This is a genomic window from Psychrobacter sp. BF1, from assembly GCF_019279065.1.
GTDB classification, from domain to species: Bacteria; Pseudomonadota; Gammaproteobacteria; order Pseudomonadales; family Moraxellaceae; genus Psychrobacter; species Psychrobacter urativorans.
Window position 1 is genome coordinate 184,573 of the sequence record NZ_JAGYWV010000006.1, and the last position, 18,249, is coordinate 202,821.

The window sequence follows — 18,249 nt, forward strand, 5'->3', positions numbered from 1 at the left end:
TCCTACTTTTTGCTTGCAGTTGGCAGTCTGTGGCTAAACACAGTAGCGTTTCAACATTCGAGCGACCACTCCTGTGCAAGATGCTGTAAGCGCCACAACCCACCAAGCTACCGATTCAATCAGGGCTAAACCGCTACTCAAGGCGACTATTGATATTTAAGAAAAGCCCTGCTTAAAAATAGGTTTCCTTTTAAATTTATATAAGTCCTAAGAAGATATCTGTCTCAATCCTCCCACTTTTCGGCCCTGATTATTGATATAGAAACGATAACCGTCTTTTTCGACTATTGCTAAACCTCTATTAAAGCTCGAAGCTTTATCATACTGAAAAGGAATAATAGTTTCATTATTTTTGTTGATAAAGCCGTATTGAGTATTTTTCTCAGCAGCAGCTAAACCTTCATTAAAACTCCAAACATGGTCATATCGGAAAGGGATTGTTACACTGCCAACTATGTCTATGAACCCCCATTTATCCATACTATTAACCCGAGCCAAACCTTCTCTAAAACTATCAGCATAATCATATTGTAAAGGAATAATTTCTTTACCAGTACTGTCAATAAAACCTGACTTCCTATTTTTGCCAACTACAATGAATCCTTCAGTCATATCCCATGCAAAATCATATTTCAAAGAAGCAGCAATTTTCCCATTCTTGTCAATAAAACCTGTTTTTTCACCGATTTTTACTTTAGCTAACCCTTCGTTAAAATCACCTGCGTAATCATACTCTAGAGGTATAACTAAGTTTCCAATTTGGTTGATAAATCCTTTTTTATTATTTTGGCCAACTCTTGATAAGCCTTCCTTAAACCAACAAGCTTCATCATACTGCAAAGAAATAACCATTTCATTGCTTCGATTTATAAAACCCCACTTATCATTTTTTTTGACCGCAGATAAGCCTTCACGAAAATCCCAAGCATAATCATATTCTAAAGGAATGAATTCATTACCAGCCTTATCAATAAAACCACATTTGCTACCTATCCTTACTATCGCAAAATCTTTTTGGAATATACCTATACTGTCATATTTCAAAGGTGCAATTATTCTACCCATTTTGTCAATAATGCCCTCTTTATTGTCTTTTTCAACGTAAGCCATTCCATTAATAATGACGGATACGCTTTCATAATATAAGGGGAGAACGGTTCTTCCAGCCTTATCAATAAGACCCTCTTTATCATTTTTGCCAATTATAGCCAACCCATTAATGAAGTCTGAGACGTAATCATAGTCTAAATTAACAATCACTCTTCCAGTTTGATCAACAAAGCCCTCTTTATCATTTTTGTTAACTCTAGCTAAACCTTCTTTCAAACAATAGACAAAGTCATAGTGTTCAGAATTTTGAGGATAACCGCAGCCTTCCAAATTTTGAGTATTATCATGAATATTCATTTAGCGTATACATTCCCAAGTAAATTTTGAAAATTTCAAGTATGAGAACAAGCTGGTAATAATCAAATCATAGCCCGAACCCGAGCCATAATCCCACGCCCAATCACTAATCTGACATAAATAACAGCAATACCAAGCAGTAGAGCAACTAACGCCACACTGCCAATACCCAAATTCATCCACGGCACGCTATAGCGTAGATTGAACCATTGGGTAATCGCCAGCCAAGCACCGATGCTAGCAATAGTCACCGCAAATAGAGCAGCGCTAATGCCTAATACGCCAATCTCTAGCATATTCAGCTTATATAAATCAGACTTTTGCATACCGAGTAATCGAAACGAGGCGCTCTCCTGCATGCGATCTTGTGACGTTGAGAGCAACGAGCTGATCAATACCATAATGCCTGTCAATAGCGCTAGCAAAGTGAAGATATACACTAAGCGGCTCATCTGCTCCACTAAGCTTTGGACTTGCTCAGCGATCGCTGTACCGTCAATAGTAGTCACTGCTGGGAAAGTACGGACTAGCTCGCCTTGCAAGTCTGGAATACTCGCTTCTGGCACGTGAGTCGTAGCAAACTGAATTTGCGGAGCGCTGGACAATACTGACGGCTCAAATAAGAAATAGAAGTAAGGACTAGGGCCACGTTCATAGCGAGTACGGATACTAGTGATCTCTCCAGTCAGCTCGATACCTTGGATATTAAATAGGATTTGATCGCCCATTTTTACATTGAGCATACTTGCGGCGGTATCCAAGATAGACAGCGGTTGTACTTGCTCGATAGCTGACTTTTGCCTGTCTTGGTTTGCAATAGGGCTATAGAGCTGCTCATCTTCTAGCGCCTCATTAATAAACTCAGTATCCATCACCTTATCGGCATAGCTTAAATTAAACACTCGAGTAGGATCATCGTAGCCTTCAGTAGGTTCGATATCCTTGGCGAGCACCCCATTAGCGGTGATTACTCGCGCGCGAATGACTGGGAAATAAGTCACAGGAGCAGTAATGATATCGTTGATCGCATCGTGTTGATCGCTTTGGATATCTAACAAAAACAAATTAGGCGCATCTTCAGGATAAGCATTAACGAATTGGGCATTGATGCTGTGGTTAAGGGTAGTAATCAAGGTCAATACCGCTACCGATAGCGCTAGAGTGACAAAAAACAATGCCGACTGATTACCCTTACGAGCCAAGTTATGGATAGCGATGCGCTGCATCCAACTGACTTTACCAGTCGATGCTAACTTTGCCAGCAGCCAGAGCCAGCCACGTGCCAAAGCCCAAAATATAGCGATAAAGGCTATCAGGCCGATCAGTAACTGTGCGCCTAGCTTTAGGGAGTGGACTTCATAAGCTAAAAATCCATACAGCCCTAATAGCATCAAGCCATAGCCTAGGACGGGCCAGCGTTGATACCAGCTTTTATAAAAGGGCAAACGACGTTTTGCCGATTGACTAGCGCTCTGATTAAGTAGAGTTGCCGGCTTAGTATCGTTAAGAGGGCTTAAGCTGCGTTGGGTAATCAACAAAGTCAGCACTAATGCAATGACAATAGTCTTAACTATGCTGATAGGGTTGATAGCTAAGCCCAAATCTGGCGGCAAAATAGCTGATAAATAAGGCTGGCCTACCTTCAGTAAGATCAGGCTAAGCAGCACCGCCCCAACGCAGGCTAGTACCGCCATAACAGTTAATAGCCAATAGTAACTGCGCTTGATTGAGCCTATACGCTCACCTAAAGCCATGCGGATAGCGTTATTGGACTGCTGCTTATTTACAAAGGCGGTAATCACTCCATACATAGCTACAGCGGATAATAATAGAACGGCAATGACTAATAGCTTGAGAAACATCAACACATTATCGGAGATACGTGAAACCGAAGTATCTGCTGAATCAGCATCGGACAGCTCAATGTCAGGATAATTGCTCAGTATCTGAGTTAACTGCTCATTTTGCGCTGCCATAAGCTCAGGAGTTCCCGCGATCTCAATACGATAACTGATGCGGCTGCGCTGACTGACTAGATTAGTTGCTGCTAAAGCTTCCTGCTGCATTAATACCCGACCACCAAAGCCAAAGGCCGTTAAGGGACGATCCGGCTCTTTTATTAGCACGTCGCTGATTCTAAATTGCGCATCACCGACAGTGATACTATCTCCGACTGCAATATTAAGACTGGTTAATACTTCCGGTGCCACCACCACGCTATCGGCACTAAGCTGTTGCCATAGGGGTTTGCCTGAGGCTAGTTCTACTTTACCGTATAAAGGGTAGTTGGGCGATACCGCTTTGACTCGTGCTAATAAGGTTTGCTCATCGGTGACCAACATAGCGTTAAACTGATAGTCATAGACCACTTGCTTGGCATCAAGGGTCTGTACTTGGTTAACTACCTCAGCTGGCCAGTCTTGATTACTCGATAAGATCAAGTCGCCACCAACTAGCGCGCGCTGATTGTCATTGATATAAGTGCTGACGGACTGTTGGATAGAATCCAAGCTTAAGTAAGTCGCTAATGACAGCATCAACGTTAGCAAAAATAACAGCGGATATATCCAGCGCCGCCACCAACTGCGAGTCAATGCTTGCGTGCCTAAAGTTCGACCGCCAAACCAGCGACCAATTAAGCCGTTATTATGTGCTGAAGACGGCTGTGGGGTAGGACTAGACATAGAGTTATTATCCGTAGGCTTATGATTGCTCGACAAGTCATTCATTACAATACAGCTCATCCCTTACGCTATAGCGTTATCATGCCATCGTGCATAGTAATGACCCGATCGGCCATTTTCGCCAGCGAAGCGTCATGAGTCACTACTACTAATGCTGAGCCGGTCTGCTTACGCAAATCTAGTAATAGCTGCATCACTTGCGCCGCGTTTTGCTCATCCAAGTTACCAGTAGGCTCATCAGCAAATACTATCTTTGGCCGTGACACTAAGGCACGTGCCACTGCCGTGCGTTGCTGCTCACCGCCTGATAACTGATTGGGCAAACTGTTACGTCTCGGCTGTAGTCCGACAGCTGCTATCAACTCATCGACCCGCACTTTATCTGGACGTCGGGCAATATCTAATGGAAAAGCAATATTTTCAGCAACCGTTAAGGTGGGTAGGAGATGGAAGGACTGAAATACAAAGCCCATATCACGTTGACGGATGACTGCTAAAGCATCTTCATCAAGAGCGCTTAGTGTTTCGCCAGCCAACTCGACTGAACCGCTATCGGGATAATCTAACGCTGCTAATAAACCGAGCAAGGTTGATTTTCCCGAGCCGGATTTACCCATGATGACCACAAACTCGCCAGCATTAACATAGATATCGACATCTTTGATAATAGTTAGTTTTTGCTCACCCACGCTGACGGTTTTGTTTAAGTTTTTAGCTAATAATAAAGGTTGGATAGTAGCGTTTGGCTCAGCCATTGAAGCCAATTTAGTGGCTGGCGTGGCTGATGCTAAGGCATTTTTTGATACTAACAGTGAAGTCATTGCGATGTCTCAGTGGCTGGAATTTCTACTGGAGTAAGCGAGTTTGCTTGTATCGACAGTAGCATTTTTTCAAGCTCAGGCTTTAACACAGGCAAGATATTATCATTGACGATGATGGTATAGCCTTCTTTAGTAGGATGAATAGCATCGGCTTGATTGAGCTTAGCATCACCGCCTACCCCATCCAAGAAGAAAGGAATAAGAGGGACGTTCATGTCTTTGGCCACTCTAGGATAAATAGCTGAGAACGACTTAACGTAATCATTACCTAAATTGTCATAGATCTGCATACCCCCTAAGATGACTTCGCTACCATTATCCTGCAGGGTTTTAACCGCTGTCCGGATATTAGCTTCAATAGTTGCTACATCGAGTCCTCGAATGGCATCGTTAGCACCAATGGTCAAAATAGTAATATCGGGCTTAGTCTGTGCTACCCAGTCTAAGCGATTCACCAAACCAGTGCTGGTTTCACCGCTCAATCCTGAGTTGACAACTTTAATATTTTTATAGCCTAGCTGTTGTAGGCTGGCTTGTAGTTGAGCTGGATAATTGTCATCACTAGCTACGCCAAGACCTTCAGTCAAAGAGTCACCTAATGCTAGGATAGTTAGCGGAGCAAGGTTGGCTTGTTGAGTAGTATCAGTAACAGAATCAGCGTTATTGCTATCAGCAACAGGAGCATTAACTGAGGTCGTCTCAGTAGTTTGAGCGTTATTAGTAGCATCTGCTTCAGGAGATTTCTGACAGCCGCTAAGCGCTAATACGCAGGTCATCATCGCCACCATCAAATAAGGCAGTGAGTTCGATACTGAGGCAAGGGTTTTTGTGCGCTGAGCCAAACTAAAAGAGCGGTTCATCATAACGGTCTTATCCTATGAGCAATCAAGCCAGTGTAGCAAAATAACATTGCTAGCAATATGACGCTAAGGTTAACTTTAAGTGAGCTGAGTAACTTAATCTCAGGCGTTTAATAAAAATAACCTGACCAAAAAAATAAGCTTTGAAAATTTATATTCAAAGCCCATCTTGGTTAACTTATATCCTAATTTATAGCTTATTTTTTAGGACGATAAATAGGTTTAAATCTTTTTGCCATCGACCATCACCGGACGACTGACCAACCAAGCAACACCGACATTTATAATCATTAAAATTAGGGTAATTAGCAGCGGTAAATCCCAATTATCAGTCACTTCGTGCAGCCAGCCTGTACCTAGAGGGCCAAAGAAGGCAATCACATAACCGACGAACTGCGACATACCCGATAGCTCGCTAGCCTGATTGGTAGTATAAGTGCGCAATGAGAACAGCATTATAGTTAAGGTAAAAATAGCCGAGCAGCCTATGCCCATCATGCCTGACCACAACCATGCCCAATCCGTAGAGGCATAGCTTAGACCAGCAATACCTATAACGTTAAGAATAGCGGCAGATACTGCTAGGGCTTGAATAGGGCGACCGCGGTTAATAAGCCAAGTTAAGCTTAGGATGGATAATGGGGCCATAAACTGAAACACTGAGCCCATCTGTCCTGCACTGACGGCGCTCATGCCTTTACTGACTAGAATAGAGGGTAAAAAGCTAGCAACGGTATAATAGAGCAAAGATTGAAGGCCCAAAAACACACCAATTTGCCAGCCTAAGCCAGTACGCCATATAGAAATGCTTGAAGATTTCTGTGCAGTAACAGGGGCGATTTGATCGCTAGAAGATCCTAAGCGAAAGCGCAAAAATACCCAAATAGCGATAGCTAACATACTCAAAAATGACCAGCTACCTAACGCCCACTGCCAACCTATGCTTTCTGAGAGGGGTAGTACTACTCCTGCTACTATCCCAGCGGTTACCGTCATAGTTAGACTAAATAGGCCCGTGACTAACGGAATATTATTAGGGGTACGCTGTTTGATTACCGGAGCGGCTAAAGTATTGGCAAAACCAATAGCCAAAGTCAGTATCACCGTACCACTCAAAAACCCAGTCCAAGTCGGAATAAACGCTCGAATCATCATGCCGATGGTGAGCATGATAATCATGGCGATTAGCGTGTTTTCAATCCCAAAACGCTTACCAATACTAGGAGATATCAAAGCGCCAAGAGCAAAAGTCAGCATAGGCACTGCACCTAACCAGCCGATTTGAGTCTCAGAGATATTCAGCGCTTCTTGCACTACTGGAGCAATGGAGCCGAGGGCAACGATAGGAGCTCGCATGTTAGTGCCGAGCAAAATCATAGCGCAAAGCACTAGCCAAAAGGTGAATTTTGAAGACGGAGGAGTAAACGCTTTCGAGTTATTCGAGGAAGGACTGGACGGCAAATCAGCAGAGTTAGACATAGCAACACGACTATTAGAATAAGAAAAATGACACGTCATTACCTAAGTACTGACAAAACAGCACTGTTGAGATGACACCAAAAAAATCTCACCATAAGGGTGATTAACATAATAGGTTAGCGCGGAAAACTGACTTGCAGAATGCAAGATATACGAATGTGTACTGCTACTTAGATAGAGTAGGACTAGTTATAAATTATTATTTTAAGGAATTATATAAAGGCATACAAAATAACGCTAAGCCCCTTTGATAAGGGTTAGCGCTATTATATAAGCATATGAGTTAGGGTAGTATCAGCGTATGGTAACTGACAACAGTTATTAGCGAAGTTATAGAGCCGGTTTACCCAATTGGGCCGACTTTACTGCATTGATTTGCTGTTCAGCAGTGATCGTTTCGCATTTATTAGGATCATCGCCGCAATACGAGCATTTTTCTTCGCCCATGAGTTTGGCAACCCCACCACATGAGCCTCTGAGGGGCTGTTTTTTAAACATATAACCAATACCCATGAATAAAAAGAACAACACAAATACGCTAAAGGTAATAGCGAGCATAGGAAGCAATTGGCTTAGCATCAGGTAACCTCGATTCTAAAATTAACACGGTAATCAGTAATAATTACTGGTTATAGTATAACAAATTTCTGCGCTGCTCGTTGGTTATCAGTGTGATATTCCTACTCAGCTATGGTTGCTTGAACCCAGTTAAGGTTTTTTGTCAGCACGTAGACTTTTCATTGTCGGGGTTTCTACTACTTGCCAGTCCTTGACCGCATCAACACTAGGGTCTGAATTAATGCTACTAGCTTGCACGCCGTCTGCCAAGATAACAAATAAGGCCGCTACGTTGTTTTTTTGAGCAACGGCTAGCGCTTTTTGGTAGGGCATCGCTGTCAGTGCAGTGGCCCAAGCATCAGCTAGTGCTACGGATTCAGCGGCGACAGTGACGGAGGGTGCACCACCAACAATAGGCTCACCAGTAGTGGGATCGATAGTATGGCTATAATGCTTATTATCAAAAATAATAGAGTTGCGATAGTTTCCTGAGGTTGCTAAATGCATTCTATTACCCAAGTTCTTAGGTTGGCGAATAGTGGCAATAGTTTGACGCTCAGTAACGGTGCTGCCTTCAATAGGTGCATCGATAGCTATTTGCCAAGGTTGTTGCTGATTACTAGCGCCAGATGTTGCTACTTCACCACCAATCTCCACCATATAATTGCGGATTTTGTAGTCATCTTTTAATACAGTAGCGATGACATCGACGCCATAGCCTTTGGCTACTGCCGAAAAGTCTAAGCCAATTCCTTGTTTAGTCTTCTGAATAGCATTGCCGTTTTGCAGCACTCCTTTGAAATCTACTAATGCTTTTGCTTGCGCAATCTCAAGGGCACTAGGGGGACTTTGCAAACGTTCAACGGTCATAGTGCTGCCGAACCCCCAAGTTTCAACTAAGGGCATAACAGTAGGATCAAATGCCCCGTTTGACAGCTCATAGACTTGTCTTGATACAGCCAATACATGACTGAAATCAGCATCTATAGTAATAGGCGTATCTTTAGCCAAACGATTGAATTTAGAGATAGTAGAGTCATCTTTATAAGTAGACATACTATCATTGATCTGTTGCAAGCGTTTGTCTATCGAGGCTTGAATAGCGGCTTCGTCAGCGCCTTTGGGCAACTGATAGCTAATATGATAACTAGTACCCATAGTCTCACCAGTTAGATAACTATAATCTGGCGTTTGCTGGCAAGCGCTCAAGCTCAAAAGCGTTACAACACTAGCAGCAGCAACTACAGTCTTACTACTAACTAAAGTATTGCCTAAGGTGTTTGATAAGTTGGATTTAGCGAACTGCGTTAAGTTTTTCATAGAAGTTTTGGGTATAGGCTAGGGGTAAAGGGTTTGGTAATACTATTGTACCTATTTTATACCCCTTAGCTCCAATAATCACAAACATTCAGCGATAGCAAAACAGCTCAGTGCGCTCATTTAACTTTTGATTCTCGGATTAGCTTATAAAGCTGTGCTGGAGATAGTCGATTAATCATCATGGCTAGCTTTTCTTTGCGACCAGCAATAATGATGTATTCTTGGTTTTTTGCTAAAGCTTTACAGGCTTGCTTAGCGAACGCTTTGGCGCTCAAGCCTTTATCGGTAGCATCATCCATAGTACCTTGGACGCTACCATCGCCAGTTAAAGCATTTATAGAGACGTTAGTTTGGATAAAACCGGGGAATATAGTCGCTACCTCGATACCTTTATCATGTAACTCAGCACGTAAGCTGTTAGCCCATAAATGGATAGCGGCTTTAGCGGCACTATAAGCGCCACGATATTGAGTACCGATTAGTCCAGCCACGCTAGATATCATTACTACTTTACCACCTCCTTGAGCGAGCATATCTGCTAGTATTAGTCTAGTCAGACGAGTTTGGGCGAAGTAGTCTATTTCCATTATTTTGCGTTCTACGTCCTCGGCTGTTTCCATAATTAACGAACGTTGGCTGATACCCGCATTGTTAATCAGCCAGTCAATTTTTATTGCTTGGCTTTTAATAGAGCGATAAGCCTTTTGCGCTTGTTCAGCATCACTAATATCAAAGGCGAGGATAATATGCCTCTCTGAGTTTCTACAACGCTCTTGCACGCTGAGTAGTTTTTCACTATTACGCCCGCTTAAAATAATTTTTGCACCGCGTTTGGCAAACTCAATAGCTAAAGCTTCACCGATACCGCTCGAAGCACCAGTTATCCAAATGGTGAGATCTTTATAGTTTGTTTTCATAACAGTCCTTTGTTTTATAGTGAGTTTTAACCAATGATATAAGAAAGCAGAATCAACTTACTATGCAGATTTGTAGTCGTCAAAAGCAGCTAGGGCACTAAATGAGAGCCATAAAAAAAGAGCCTCAGATGAGACTCTCAATTTACATATTTTAGTAACTATTATAAAACAGGGTAGTTATTAATAAACTATCTTAACCACCGAAATCATCAAGCATAATGTTTTCGTCTTCCACACCCATACTGTGTAGCATATCGATTACCGCCGCATTCATCATCGGTGGCCCACACATATAGTATTCACAATCTTCTGGACTTGGATGATCTTTTAGATATTCTTCCAGTAATACGTTATGAATAAAGCCTGTATAACCGTTCCAATTATCTTCTGGTAGTGGATCAGATAGAGCCACATGCCACTCAAAGTTAGAGAAATCCTTTTGCAGTTGATCGTAATCTTCTACATAGAACATCTCACGGATTGATCGTGCACCGTACCAAAAGCTAATTTTGCGATTAGTGTGCAAGCGTTTGAGCTGATCAAAAATATGTGAACGCATCGGCGCCATGCCAGCACCACCACCAACAAAGATCATTTCAGCTTCAGTATCTTTAGCGAAGAATTCACCATAAGGTCCTGATACAGTAACTTTATCACCAGGCTTTAAGCTGAAGGTCCATGAGGACATTTTACCTGGTGGTATGCCATCTGGGCCACGAGGCGGCGGACTAGCAATACGAATATTGAATTTGATCAAGCCACGCTCATCAGGATAGTTGGCCATCGAATAAGCACGAATAACTGGCTCATCAACTTTAGACACATAGTTAAAAATGCCAAACTTTTCCCAATCTTCTCTATATTCTTCAGCGATATCGAAGTCTTTATAATGTACTTCATGCGCTGGCGCTTCTAACTGTACATAACCACCAGCACGGAATTTTACTTCTTCGCCTTCTGGAATCTTTAGTACTAATTCTTTGATAAAGGTTGCAACGTTATCATTAGAGAGAACTTCACATTCCCATTTTTGTACATCAAAGAATTCAGGATCAATCTCAATCTTCATGTCTTGTTTGACCGCAACCTGACAAGCCAAACGCATATGATTGCGAATTTCACCTTGAGTAAAATAGCCTGTTTCAGTAGGCAGAATAGAACCGCCGCCTTCAATAACTCGGCAACGACACTGCGCACAAGTACCACCACCACCGCATGCTGAAGATAAAAATATGCCTTCAGCAGCGAGGGTCTGTAATAGCTTGCCGCCTGCTGGGGTAACTACATCATTTTCAGAATTATCGTTGATATGAATAGTCACATCGCCTGAACTGACCAATCTAGAACGGGCAGCTAAAATAATAGCAACAAGTCCCATGATGATCACAGTGAACATGGCAACGCCACCAATCGCCGTAGCATAATCCATGGTAGGGTATCCTTAATCTATGGGGTAGGGGTGCTAAGAGTCATTATAATATTTGCTCCGCACCCTTACCGAATAAATGAATTTAATATCTCAAATAGCTAATAAGGTTTGTCGTTTAAATGGACATACCACCGAACGACATAAAGCCTAGTGACATAAGACCGACAGTGATAAAGGTAATTCCTAATCCCTGTAACGGTGCTGGAATGTCAGAGTACTTGAGCTTCTCGCGGATACCGGCCAATACAGTAATAGCTAATGCCCAACCAAGACCTGCACCAGCTCCATAGACCATTGATTCACCAAAGTTGTAGTCACGCTCAACCATGAACAGTACGCCACCTAAGATGGCACAGTTAACGGTTATCAAAGGTAAAAATATCCCAAGAGCGTTATACAGAGCAGGAACGAACTTATCCAAGAACATCTCTAGAATCTGCACTGTTGCCGCTATTAGACCGATGTAGCTGAGGAGTCCTAAAAAGCTTAGATCGATATTTGGGAAACCTGCCCATGCCAGCGCTCCATCCTTTAAGATGAACTGAAATAACAGGTTGTTGAGCGGTACAGTAATGGCCATTACGACGACTACTGCGACACCAAGACCTATAGCGGTCGAGACCTTTTTAGATACTGCCAAAAAAGTACACATGCCTAAGAAGTAGGCTAACGCCATATTCTCAATAAACACTGAGGTGATAAACAAACTAACATAATGTCCCATTAGTGACCCCCTCCGTGTGCCATACCTTTAGATTGTGGCTTCATTACAAATTCAGCTTCTTCAATCTGTTCAGGTTTCCAAATACGAATAATGACGATAAACATCGCAATAATAAAGAACGCTGATGGCGGTAAAAGTAGCAGACCATTAGGTACATACCAACCACCGTCTGTCACCGGCTGTAATATGGTAAAACCAAACCAGCTGCCTGATCCTAATATTTCACGAATAGTAGCGACAAATAATAGTACAGCAGAATAACCGAGACCATTACCGATACCATCTAAAAAGCTTGGAACCGGAGGATTGCTCATGGCATAAGCTTCTGCGCGACCCATCACAATACAGTTAGTAATAATAAGACCAACGAATACTGATAGGCCCTTACTAACATCGTAAGCGACCGCTTTTAGGATCTGATCGACTACGATAACCAAAGAGGCAATGATAGTCATCTGTACAATAATACGAATACTTGAGGGAATCTTTTTACGAATAATGGAGATAAAAAAGCTTGAAAACGCAGTTACTAATGTTAAGGCCACACTCATAACTAAAGCGTTAGAGACGCTAGTAGTCACTGCTAGGGCCGAACAGATACCTAAGATTTGCAAGCCGATAGGGTTGTTATCAAAAATAGGGGAAACTAAAATATTCTTTATATCAGCCATCTTATGCCTCCTTGCCGTTTGCTGCTGGTGCTACAGATGCCAGCTCAGTTACGGAATGCATCTCTTGTTTAGCAAGGTTTTGAGCTTGAGCATTAGATAAGCTCTGGCCTAGCTTTTTATAAGAGATTTGCTTTGCTTGAGTGTCGGTCTTTTGCATAGTTTGACCACTCTGTTTACGCTGCTGATCTAAGTAGGGCTTGTAACCTTGATCCCCTAACCAAAACTGAATCATGTTGCTGACGCCGCGACTAGTCAAAGTTGCTCCACTGATACCATCGATCCAATTATCTTTTGGATTACCAGCTTTAGTCACTCCAGTAGCTACTTCACCCTTGTCGTCATAAGAATGGATACCATTCCAAGTAGCACGCCATTTTGGCTCTTCGATACGAGCGCCTAGACCTGGAGTTTCTTTATGATCATAAAAGCTAATACCTTTGATAGTGTTCATATCGCTTTCAAGGGTCAAGAAACCATAGATAGTGCCCCACAGGCCATAGCCTTGAATAGGCAGGACTACCATTTCTGGTTTACCAGCATCATCATTCTTCACATATACTTTAGCGTATTTAGGTTTGCGACCAATACTAGCTGGATCATTGCTACCTAAATCCACGCTTAACGCAGCATTCTTACTAGCCTGACTAGCATCATAAGTATTACGATCATCGATACCGACCGCCCCTAATTGAGTATCATCTAAGTAACTACCACTGTCTAAATCAACGATTTCAATTTTGAAATCTTTAAAGCGTTCGGCGACATCAGCATTAGTATCTACTGCTGGATCAAACATGCCAGCCGCTACTAAGATATTCTTATTGCGATCTAAGCGCGCATTCTCGACTTGCTGTGGTTTGAGACCAACGGCGGCGGCTGAGACCAATACTGAACACACCAAGCATAGCGTCAACGCTACACCGATGGTTTTCATATTATTACTTTTGGGCTTGGACATAACGAACTCTCCTTGCCGTTTGGCGCTTGATATTTGCTTGAGTCACAAAATAATCAAACAATGGGGCAAATAAGTTAGCAAAAAGAATAGCTAGCATGATGCCTTCTGGAAAGGCTGGGTTGACTACACGTATTAACACCGTCATAAAACCGATCAAGATACCGTAGGCCCAACGTCCTTTATTAGTATGAGCCGCTGATACTGGATCAGTAGCCATAAAGACCGCACCAAAAGCAAAACCACCGATTACTAAATGCCAGTAGAACGGCAGTGCCATCATCAAGTTTTTTTCTGACCCTATCATGTTAAAGATAAGTGAGGTGGCGACTAAACCAATCACACAGCCTGACATGATGCGCCAAGAAGCAATACGCGTCCATAACAGTACCGCTGCACCAAACAAGATAGCCAAAGTTGATACTTCACCGATACTGCCTTGGATATTGCCTAAAAAAGCATCGCTCCAAGTAATAGCTTGGCCATAGACGTTAGTGAAGTTCTCAGGGCTTACACCAAGAGCGGCTAAGCCAAGTGGTGTGGCTCCAGAGAAGCCATCGACTGCTGTCCATACTGAGTCGCCAGAGATATAAGACGGATAAGCGAAGTATAAAAACGCACGACCTGATAGGGCAGGGTTAAGGAAGTTCTTACCAGTACCACCGAAGACTTCCTTAGCAACGACCACCCCGAATATGATACCCAAGGCCACTTGCCATAAAGGGATATCTGGTGGCATGATCAAAGCATAGAGTATGGAAGTCACAAAGAAACCTTCGTTAACTTCATGCCCACGAGTAATGGCAAATATAATCTCACAAGTGATACCGACTACGAAAGTGACGATATAAATAGGTAAGAACTGCATTGCCCCATAGACAAAGCAAGCCCAGACACTCTCTGGATTATAGCCTACCATGCCTGTGATGATAGTGCGCCAGCCATCGGCTTGTAAACCCAGCTCGGTAATAGCGGTTAGGGCTTGATGACCGACGTTATACATCCCAAAAAACATGGCTGGGAAAGTACACATCCATACGGTAATCATAATGCGTTTTAGATCGATACCATCGCGTACGTGTGATGAGGTAAAAGTCGTTGAATCTGGTTGACGCAAGAAAGTGTCAAACATCTCAAAGATAGGATAATACTTCTCGTGCTTGCCACCCTTAAGGAAGGACGGCTCCATACGATCGAACATATTGTGTAAAAATTTCATCGTGGTTAGCCCTCCAGCTCAATGCGTGTCAAATTATCACGCAAAATATCGCTGTATTCATATTTGCCAGGAGATACAAAGGTACATAAAGCTAGATCTTCTTCGTCCAGCTCAAGCACACCCAGATCAACCGCAGTAATAATGTCTTCAATAATTAACGCACGTAGTAACTGCGTAGGCAAATAGTCTTGTGGCATGATTTCTTCATAGACGCCGATAGGTACCATTGCCCGTGGTGAACCATTAGTCGAAGTAGTAAAGTTGTATTTTTTACTACCAAAGAACTGCGAAATATAGATTGGTAGCTTGGAAAAACGGTTTTTACCTGGGCTGAAAAAGTGGAACGCTGGACGCTCATGACCTTCAGACAAAACACTGACTTGATCGTGATAACGACCTAAGTAAGCGACATTACTAAATAGTTTGCGACCAGATAATACTGAGCCGGAGATGATGCGATTATCACCAGCTAGTAATTTACCTTTAGTCAATCCAGTAATATCAGCACCACGTTCAGTTGCTACTAGATGCGGCTCCTTGACTGCAGGACCTGCCAAACTAAGTAAGCGACGAGTATAGAGACGACCGGTAGTAAATAGTTTGCCGATAGCAATGACGTCTTGATAGCCTATAGTCCAGACACTGACGCCACGACTTAGTGGATGCAAAAAGTGAATGTGAGTGCCAGCTAGACCTGCTGGATGCTTACCCGCAAAACTATGATACTCAGTAACGTTATTAGCAGCACTATGTGCTAATGGTGTTAGATGAGCGTCACCATGATGACAGACAAAAGTCTTAGGGCTTAGAGTCGATATCACTGCTAAACCGTCATTAAATGCTTGCGTTTGTTCATTGATTAGCAGCATCGGGTCGTAAGCTAATGGATTGGTATCCATGGCAGTGACAAAAATAGCATGCGGACGAGCACCTATTTCAGGAGCGCGGCTATAGGGACGCGTACGAAACGCTGTCCATTCGCCAGAGGCTAGTAGTTGAGTCTCAACTGCTTCGGAGTCAAGATCAGCAAGTTGCTGGGAGTCATAACGCTGAAATTCTACTTCTTCACCGTTAGGGTCGACTGCAATAACCAGACTCTCAAACACACGACGCTCACCGCGATTGATGGCAATAACTTTGCCAGCAGCAGGAGCAGTATAGATGACACCAACCCGTTTTTTATCTTCAAAAACTGGTTGGCCTTTGGCTACAATGTCGCCTTCTTTGACGTTCATGGTGGGCTTCATACCCACATAATCGTAACCAATGAGTGCCACATGTGCGGGTCTGTGCTCGGATATCTCGCGGGAGGGTTCACCGGTGATAGGCAAATCCAAACCTTTTTTGATGGTAATCATAAGCGAAAACTTAGTCCATAGTCTAAAACGATACCAGACGTCCTGTATGGTATATCGGTAGGATTTGCTTCAATATCACTAAAAGCATTCAATCCTCTGCATTTTTGCTAGGGCAGGAAGTGAATGTCTTAACAGCGACACTAGGGCATTACTACTAAATAAGAGGATCAACGCTGACCTTAGACTCCTTAACAACACGTTAATATCTTATTCGAACTACCAGGTGGCGACCGGCTACCAGGGTGCATACTAAAGCTATCCGTCCTAAATAAACTAACAAACTAGTCTGTTTAAGCAATAGGACGTTTTAGCATACCTTGTATTAAAATCTGTAATATCAATTTGAGTGAGTTAGGGAAATATAGGATTGTTTAGCAATAGATGGCTATCAATAGCAGATCAGTAAATAGCTTACAAAAATATTTACTTAAGACTGCCTGACGATTTACATAAGATAGTAGCGTCTACAAAGGTTATTCATTGATAGACCTAATTCAAGCCACTTGATAAGATGGTGACTCAAGATAGCATTGATCTTGTATTGTTAATCGCACTATATAACGTGGATATAAGTCTTATCCTACCTATTTCATCTATTTCTACCTATAACACTTAGCTAAATCACTAATACCTTAGCAGTGACTTAATAATATCTAGTGTTTCCCATATAGAAACATATACAAATTTACCTAGGATTATACGCTAAATTAACCTAAAATTGCCAGTCAGTCACCCAATTTAGCTAATATTAGGGTGTCTGTTAATGGTACAAACTTATAGTTATCAATGTTAAACTATTGATTAATTATACTAATATATAAAGATTTTATTTATGCTTATTTTACTGCTAATTGCAATAGCTAATTGAGTTCATGAGTTAGAAGTTGCTAAATTTTTTACATAAATCAGGGGTTTTTAATACTTGCGCTGATTGTTCTATTTTTGCTCTTATTGCTTTTATTTTTATCAATATAATGCCCTTATAAGGAATGCTCTATGTGTGCTGTGCCAGTAATTATTCCCGCTATTGATCTTAAAGATGGAAAATGTGTGCGTCTAAAACAAGGCCGTATGGAAGATGATACGGTATTTTCTGATGACCCAGTAGCGATGGCTGAGCGTTGGGTGCTCGAGGGTGCGCGCCGCTTGCATTTGGTTGATTTGAATGGGGCGTTTGATGGAGTGCCAGTACATAAGCAAGTGGTTCAGGACATAGCCAAAGCTTTTCCCAACTTGCCTATTCAGCTCGGTGGTGGTGTGCGGACTATGCGTACTATTGAAGAGTACATCGTTGCTGGTCTGACTTATATTATTATTGGTACTAAAGCGGTAGAAGATCCTGATTTTGTCGCTGAAGCTTGTCGTGAGTTTGCTGGACATATCATCGTAGGTATCGATGCCAAAGATGGCATGGTGGCTACTCACGGTTGGGCCAACGTTACTGATACTAAAGCTACAGAGCTTGCCAAACGTTTTGCGGATGTCGGCGTGTCTTCTATCGTCTATACTGATATTAATCGTGATGGCATGATGCAAGGCGTCAACGTTGAACAAACAGTCAACTTAGCTCGCGAAGGTGGTCTTCCAGTGATTGCTTCTGGTGGCGTCACTGATATGAAAGATATCGAGTTATTAAAGCCGTATGGTGACTGTATTGAAGGCATCATTACTGGTCGAGCTATCTATGAAGGCACGTTAGATTTAGGCGCAGCACAGCGCTATTTAGACCTTAAGTAAAGTAACAGCGAGCTAGTCAGTAAACCAGTCATTGATAAACCAGTCACTAAGAAACCAGTCATTAAGCCGCTATGCTTCAACATCCTTAATGGCCCTTAACCAAGGATGTT

15 protein-coding genes are annotated in these 18,249 nt (G+C 42.4%); 1 reads left to right on the forward strand and 14 read right to left on the reverse strand.

Annotated elements, in window-relative coordinates:
- Window positions 1–207: 207 nt before the first annotated feature.
- From KZA12_RS08990 to KZA12_RS09055, 14 genes are all read right to left on the reverse strand, one after another.
- A complete protein-coding gene (locus KZA12_RS08990) occupies window positions 208–1,407 on the reverse strand; it encodes a WG repeat-containing protein (protein ID WP_218690004.1) in 1,200 nt (399 codons plus the stop codon).
- Between the two features lie 62 nt (window positions 1,408–1,469).
- Window positions 1,470–4,151, reverse strand: coding sequence for an ABC transporter permease (locus KZA12_RS08995; RefSeq protein WP_256932902.1), 2,682 nt, complete (start codon window positions 4,149–4,151; stop codon window positions 1,470–1,472).
- An 8-nt stretch (window positions 4,152–4,159) separates the two neighbouring features.
- On the reverse strand, window positions 4,160–4,846 hold the full coding sequence (locus KZA12_RS09000; RefSeq protein WP_218690024.1) for an ABC transporter ATP-binding protein: 687 nt from the start codon (window positions 4,844–4,846) through the stop codon (window positions 4,160–4,162).
- A gap of 62 nt (window positions 4,847–4,908) precedes the next feature.
- Window positions 4,909–5,775 carry an arylesterase gene (locus KZA12_RS09005; protein WP_218690005.1) on the reverse strand — a complete coding sequence of 289 codons (867 nt, stop codon included), beginning with the start codon at window positions 5,773–5,775 and terminating at the stop codon, window positions 4,909–4,911.
- Window positions 5,776–5,994: 219 nt separating this feature from the next.
- Window positions 5,995–7,290 (reverse strand): MFS transporter, encoded by a 1,296-nt coding sequence (locus KZA12_RS09010; protein WP_218690006.1) that lies wholly within the window; start codon window positions 7,288–7,290, stop codon window positions 5,995–5,997.
- 291 nt (window positions 7,291–7,581) lie between these two features.
- Complete coding sequence (gene nqrM, locus KZA12_RS09015) at window positions 7,582–7,830, reverse strand: (Na+)-NQR maturation NqrM (protein ID WP_218690007.1); 249 nt, start codon at window positions 7,828–7,830, stop codon at window positions 7,582–7,584.
- Between the two features lie 129 nt (window positions 7,831–7,959).
- Window positions 7,960–9,129, reverse strand: coding sequence for an FAD:protein FMN transferase (locus tag KZA12_RS09020; RefSeq protein WP_218690008.1), 1,170 nt, complete (start codon window positions 9,127–9,129; stop codon window positions 7,960–7,962).
- Window positions 9,130–9,245: 116 nt separating this feature from the next.
- Window positions 9,246–10,046 (reverse strand): SDR family NAD(P)-dependent oxidoreductase, encoded by an 801-nt coding sequence (locus KZA12_RS09025; RefSeq protein WP_218690009.1) that lies wholly within the window; start codon window positions 10,044–10,046, stop codon window positions 9,246–9,248.
- A gap of 193 nt (window positions 10,047–10,239) precedes the next feature.
- Window positions 10,240–11,475 carry an NADH:ubiquinone reductase (Na(+)-transporting) subunit F gene (gene nqrF, locus KZA12_RS09030; RefSeq protein ID WP_201624182.1) on the reverse strand — a complete coding sequence of 412 codons (1,236 nt, stop codon included), beginning with the start codon at window positions 11,473–11,475 and terminating at the stop codon, window positions 10,240–10,242.
- Between the two features lie 115 nt (window positions 11,476–11,590).
- The gene (gene nqrE / locus KZA12_RS09035; RefSeq protein ID WP_201624184.1) at window positions 11,591–12,199 is read right to left on the reverse strand and encodes an NADH:ubiquinone reductase (Na(+)-transporting) subunit E; all 609 of its coding nucleotides are present in this window, start codon (window positions 12,197–12,199) and stop codon (window positions 11,591–11,593) included.
- Window positions 12,199–12,870, reverse strand: a complete 672-nt coding sequence (locus tag KZA12_RS09040; protein ID WP_201624187.1) for an NADH:ubiquinone reductase (Na(+)-transporting) subunit D — start codon at window positions 12,868–12,870, stop codon at window positions 12,199–12,201. Before KZA12_RS09040 ends, nqrE begins: the two co-directional genes overlap by 1 nt.
- Before the next feature lies 1 nt (window position 12,871).
- Entirely contained in the window at window positions 12,872–13,828 is a 957-nt protein-coding gene (locus KZA12_RS09045; protein WP_201624188.1) for a Na(+)-translocating NADH-quinone reductase subunit C, read from the reverse strand.
- Window positions 13,809–15,044: an NADH:ubiquinone reductase (Na(+)-transporting) subunit B gene (locus KZA12_RS09050; RefSeq protein WP_201624190.1), complete on the reverse strand. Its 1,236-nt coding sequence runs from the start codon at window positions 15,042–15,044 to the stop codon at window positions 13,809–13,811. The genes KZA12_RS09045 and KZA12_RS09050 overlap by 20 nt, the downstream gene beginning before the upstream one ends.
- 5 nt (window positions 15,045–15,049) lie before the next feature.
- The gene (locus KZA12_RS09055) at window positions 15,050–16,402 is read right to left on the reverse strand and encodes a Na(+)-translocating NADH-quinone reductase subunit A (protein WP_218690010.1); all 1,353 of its coding nucleotides are present in this window, start codon (window positions 16,400–16,402) and stop codon (window positions 15,050–15,052) included.
- 996 nt (window positions 16,403–17,398) lie between these two features.
- On the opposite strand from KZA12_RS09055, the gene hisA reads away from it, so the two are divergent.
- Window positions 17,399–18,139 carry a 1-(5-phosphoribosyl)-5-[(5-phosphoribosylamino)methylideneamino]imidazole-4-carboxamide isomerase gene (hisA, locus tag KZA12_RS09060; protein WP_218690011.1) on the forward strand — a complete coding sequence of 247 codons (741 nt, stop codon included), beginning with the start codon at window positions 17,399–17,401 and terminating at the stop codon, window positions 18,137–18,139.
- The last annotated feature ends 110 nt before the right edge of the window (window positions 18,140–18,249 follow it).

Coding starts and splice junctions, on each gene's coding strand:
- nqrM (WP_218690007.1), bottom strand. CDS start 7,830: ATGCTAAGCCAATTGCTTCCTATGCTCGCTATTACCTTTAGCGTATTT.
- KZA12_RS08995 (WP_256932902.1), bottom strand. CDS start 4,151: ATGAGCTGTATTGTAATGAATGACTTGTCGAGCAATCATAAGCCTACG.
- KZA12_RS09005 (WP_218690005.1), bottom strand. CDS start 5,775: ATGATGAACCGCTCTTTTAGTTTGGCTCAGCGCACAAAAACCCTTGCC.
- KZA12_RS09050 (WP_201624190.1), bottom strand. CDS start 15,044: ATGAAATTTTTACACAATATGTTCGATCGTATGGAGCCGTCCTTCCTT.
- KZA12_RS09045 (WP_201624188.1), bottom strand. CDS start 13,828: ATGTCCAAGCCCAAAAGTAATAATATGAAAACCATCGGTGTAGCGTTG.
- nqrE (WP_201624184.1), bottom strand. CDS start 12,199: ATGGGACATTATGTTAGTTTGTTTATCACCTCAGTGTTTATTGAGAAT.
- KZA12_RS08990 (WP_218690004.1), bottom strand. CDS start 1,407: ATGAATATTCATGATAATACTCAAAATTTGGAAGGCTGCGGTTATCCT.
- KZA12_RS09000 (WP_218690024.1), bottom strand. CDS start 4,846: ATGGCTGAGCCAAACGCTACTATCCAACCTTTATTATTAGCTAAAAAC.
- nqrF (WP_201624182.1), bottom strand. CDS start 11,475: ATGGATTATGCTACGGCGATTGGTGGCGTTGCCATGTTCACTGTGATC.
- KZA12_RS09020 (WP_218690008.1), bottom strand. CDS start 9,129: ATGAAAAACTTAACGCAGTTCGCTAAATCCAACTTATCAAACACCTTA.
- KZA12_RS09055 (WP_218690010.1), bottom strand. CDS start 16,402: ATGATTACCATCAAAAAAGGTTTGGATTTGCCTATCACCGGTGAACCC.
- KZA12_RS09025 (WP_218690009.1), bottom strand. CDS start 10,046: ATGAAAACAAACTATAAAGATCTCACCATTTGGATAACTGGTGCTTCG.
- hisA (WP_218690011.1), top strand. CDS start 17,399: ATGTGTGCTGTGCCAGTAATTATTCCCGCTATTGATCTTAAAGATGGA.
- KZA12_RS09010 (WP_218690006.1), bottom strand. CDS start 7,290: ATGACGTGTCATTTTTCTTATTCTAATAGTCGTGTTGCTATGTCTAAC.
- KZA12_RS09040 (WP_201624187.1), bottom strand. CDS start 12,870: ATGGCTGATATAAAGAATATTTTAGTTTCCCCTATTTTTGATAACAAC.